Source organism: Clostridium sp. CTA-19 (assembly GCF_054767855.1).
Genome location: NZ_BAAABH010000087.1, coordinates 1 through 748, shown reverse-complemented (window position 1 = coordinate 748; position 748 = coordinate 1). Strand labels below are relative to the sequence as shown.

Annotated in this window: 2 tRNA genes and 2 rRNA genes; all 4 read left to right on the top strand. The window is 41.2% G+C overall.

The window, feature by feature from the left end:
* Nucleotides 1-84, top strand: a 16S ribosomal RNA gene (locus ACYUE0_RS17720); the annotation flags it as partial.
* Nucleotides 85-168: 84 nt separating this feature from the next.
* A tRNA-Ala gene (locus ACYUE0_RS17715) sits at nucleotides 169-244 on the top strand.
* Between the two features lie 5 nt (nucleotides 245-249).
* Nucleotides 250-326, top strand: a tRNA-Ile gene (locus tag ACYUE0_RS17710).
* Between the two features lie 287 nt (nucleotides 327-613).
* Nucleotides 614-748 (top strand): 23S ribosomal RNA (locus ACYUE0_RS17705); the annotation flags it as partial.

Below are 748 nucleotides of genomic sequence, written 5' to 3'. Positions count from 1 at the left end.
CAGCGGCCGAAGGTGGGATTGGTGATTGGGGTGAAGTCGTAACAAGGTAGCCGTAGGAGAACCTGCGGCTGGATCACCTCCTTTCTAGGGAGTCGGCACAAAGGTAACACTTTGTGACATCTGGTACTATGTTATCTGTTTAATTTTGAAGGACCAAAGTCCTTATATGGGGGTATAGCTCAGTTGGGAGAGCACCTGCCTTGCACGCAGGGGGTCAAGAGTTCGAATCTCTTTATCTCCACCATATATGGGTCTATAGCTCAGCTGGTTAGAGCGCACGCCTGATAAGCGTGAGGTCGATGGTTCGAGTCCATTTAGACCCACCAATATATTAATTAAGTTTAATATATTATTTGTTGTTCTTTGAAAATTGCACAGTGATAAAAAGACATTGTTAAACCTTTAAATAAAGATATAACAATTTCGTCAAGACAATAAAAACCTTAAAATAGAAATTATTTTATGCGAATTTTTGTATAAATGACAAAGAATTAATTCTTAGAAACGAGTAGTACTAGGAAACGACTGAGTGAGAAACAGAGCTTACTTACGTAAGTGAGTATCGAAACGAAGGAAGTTGACGACGTAATACGAAGTTTATAAGAAATTGATAGGTCAAGCTACAAAGGGCGCAGGGTGAATGCCTTGGCACTAGGAGCCGAAGAAGGACGTGATAAGCTGCGATAAGCTTTGGGTAGGCGCAAATAGCCTGTGATCCAGAGATTTCCGAATGGGGAAACCTACTTAA